Source organism: Stenotrophomonas sp. 2YAF22 (assembly GCF_052114665.1).
GTDB classification, from domain to species: Bacteria; Pseudomonadota; Gammaproteobacteria; order Xanthomonadales; family Xanthomonadaceae; genus Stenotrophomonas; species Stenotrophomonas indicatrix.
In genome coordinates, this window is record NZ_JBFRFE010000615.1 from 1 (window position 1) to 2,584 (window position 2,584).

The 2,584-nt window shown below is 69.0% G+C and carries 3 protein-coding genes; 2 read left to right on the top strand and 1 reads right to left on the bottom strand.

All coding sequences use genetic code 11. The annotated features are described in order from the left end of the window. Positions 1–102 precede the first annotated feature (102 nt). Positions 103–750 carry an arylesterase gene (locus AB4Y84_RS18940; RefSeq protein ID WP_059066041.1) on the bottom strand — a complete coding sequence of 216 codons (648 nt, stop codon included), beginning with the start codon at positions 748–750 and terminating at the stop codon, positions 103–105. Between the two features lie 75 nt (positions 751–825). Here AB4Y84_RS18940 and AB4Y84_RS18945 point away from each other — a divergent pair, with 75 nt between their 5' ends. Together AB4Y84_RS18945 and AB4Y84_RS18950 are read left to right on the top strand one after the other, a co-directional pair. After that, complete coding sequence (locus AB4Y84_RS18945; protein ID WP_442250658.1) at positions 826–1,473, top strand: ABC transporter ATP-binding protein; 648 nt, start codon at positions 826–828, stop codon at positions 1,471–1,473. Next, positions 1,470–2,584: ABC transporter permease (locus AB4Y84_RS18950; protein ID WP_442250657.1), on the top strand; the 1,115-nt coding region annotated here is incomplete at its 3' end. The genes AB4Y84_RS18945 and AB4Y84_RS18950, both read left to right, overlap by 4 nt.

Consider the following 2,584-nt stretch of genomic DNA (forward strand, 5'->3'; position numbering starts at 1 on the left):
CGTCTGACGCATGAGAATCCCTCTTTCTTCAGCTTTGTGAAACATGCCCGATCGACGGTGCACGCGATGTGAAGTTGCGTCAATGAAAAGAAGATGGCGTGCTCACAGCAGCGGTTTCAGCAGCGGCCAGACGTTGTCCAGCACCTTCGGCTGCGCCTGGGCGGTGGGATGCAGGCCGTCGGCCTGCATCAAACCGGGCTGCAGGGCCACGCCTTCCAGCAGGAACGGCAGCAACGGCACCTTGTACTGCGTGGCCAGTGCCCGGTACGCCGCAGCCAGGCGCTGGCGGTAGCCCGGTCCATAGTTGGGCGGCACGTCTATGCCCAGCAGCAGCACCTTGGCACCGGCCTTCTGGCTGGCCTGCACCATCTTTTCCAGGTTGCCCTGCACCTGTGCCGGGGTCAGCCCGCGCAGCGCATCGTTGCCACCGAGGGCGATCACCACCACCGTGGGCTTCTCGCGGCCAAGCAGGCCCGGCAGGCGGGTCAGCGCGCCAGCGGTGGTTTCCCCGCTCATGCTGGCATTGACGATGCGGGGCGGGGTTTTCGACTGCTGCCTGACCCGCTGCTGGAGCAGGCTGACCCAGCCGGCATCGGCCGGGATATTGTGGGCGGCACTGAGGCTGTCACCGAGCACCAGCACGGTACCGCCGCCCGGACCTTTGGCACACGCCAGTGCCGGCAACAGCAGCAACCCTAGCAACAGCATCATCATTGCGCCGGCTTGCCGGCTCCATTCCGTCTTGTGCATTGGAGTCTCCTCATCGACAGCCTGTCCCCCCGCAGCGCGCCCGTCGCCATCGCCGTCGACCAGGTCGGCAAATCCGTGCATGGTCCGGAGGGTGAAGTCCACATACTGGACAACATCACCCTGACCGTCCATGAAGGCACCAGCGTGGCCATCGTCGGCGCCTCCGGTTCCGGCAAGACCACCCTGCTCGGCCTGYTGGCCGGGCTGGACCTGCCCAGCCGTGGCCGCATCGCGCTGGCGGGCCAGGATCTGACGGCACTGGACGAAGAAGCGCGTGCACAGCTGCGCGCGCGCGACGTCGGCTTCGTCTTCCAGAGCTTCCATCTGCTGCCGGCGCTGACGGCGGCCGAGAACATCGCGCTGCCGCTGGAACTGGCCGGGCGCGAGGACCGCACGCGGGTGGATGAGGTTCTGGCTGCGGTCGGGCTTTCGCACCGCGCGCGCCACTATCCGCGGCAGTTGTCCGGCGGCGAGCAGCAGCGGGTCGCCCTCGCCCGCGCCTTCGTCAGCCGCCCGCGCATCCTGTTCGCTGACGAGCCCACCGGCTCGCTGGACCAAGCCACCGGCCAGCACATCAGCGATCTGCTGTTCGAACTCAATGCCGGCAGCGGTACCACCCTGGTGCTGGTCACCCACGACCTGCGCCTGGCGCAGCGCTGCCAGTACATCCATCRCATCGACAACGGCCGCCTGCAGCCGGTGGAACATGGAGTGGACGCATGAACCTGCTGCGGCATGCGTGGCGCGCGCTGCGCCGCGAAGCCCTGGCCGGTGACCTGCTGACCGTCTTCGCCGCCCTGGTACTGGGCGTGGCGGTGATGACGGCGGTGGGCACGCTGGTGAACCGGGTCAACCTGGCATTGACCGGCAGCGCGGCGGAAATGCTCGGCGGCGACCTCGGTGTTGCCGGCCGCGATGACCCGCCCGCCGCGTTCGTTGAGGAGGCGCAGCGACGCGGCCTGGCGCATACGCGGCTGGCCAGCTTCGGCAGCGTGCTGTTCCAGGGCGATGCCAGCCAGATGGCCAGCATCAAGGCCGTGGAAGCGGGCTACCCCCTGCGCGGCGCGCTGCGCGTGCGTGCCACGCCCGGCGGCGCGCTGATCGCCGATGCCGGAATGCCGGCCAAGGGCCAGGCCTATGCCGACCCACGCCTGCTGCAGGCACTGGGCCTGAAGGCCGGCGACGATCTGGAATTCGGTGCGGGCACGCTGCGCATCGCCGGCATCATCGAATCGGAACCGGATGCCGGTGGCGACCTCCTGACGCTGTCGCCGACCCTGCTGGTCAACCGCGCCGACGTGGAAGGCACCGGCCTGCTCGGCCCCGGCAGCCGCATCAATTACCGGGTGATGTTCGCCGGCCCTGCCGCCGACATCGCATCATTCCGGCAATGGCTGCTGCCGCAGGTAAAAGGCATGCGCCTGCTCAGCGTGAACGATACCCAGCGCGGGGTGCGCCAGGCCTTCGACCTGGCCGGTCGTTTCCTCGGCCTGAGCGCGCTGCTGGCGGTGCTGTTGGCCGGTGTTGCGACCGCACTGGCGGCCAACCGGTTCGCGCTGCGTCGCATCGACCAGGTGGCGATCCTGCGCTGCCTGGGCGCACGCCAGCGCGACATCCTGGCCGGTCTGGCGCTGCAGTTGCTGATGCTGGCGGTGCCGGCGTGTGCGATCGGCATCGGCCTGGGCATGGCGGCACAGGAAGGACTGGTGCAGGTACTGGGCAGCCTGGTGCCGCAACGCCTGCCGCTGCCCGAAGCCATGCCCGCGCTGACCGGCGCGGGGATCGGCCTGTTGCTGCTGTTCGGCTTCGGACTGCCGCCGCTGCTGCGCCTGCG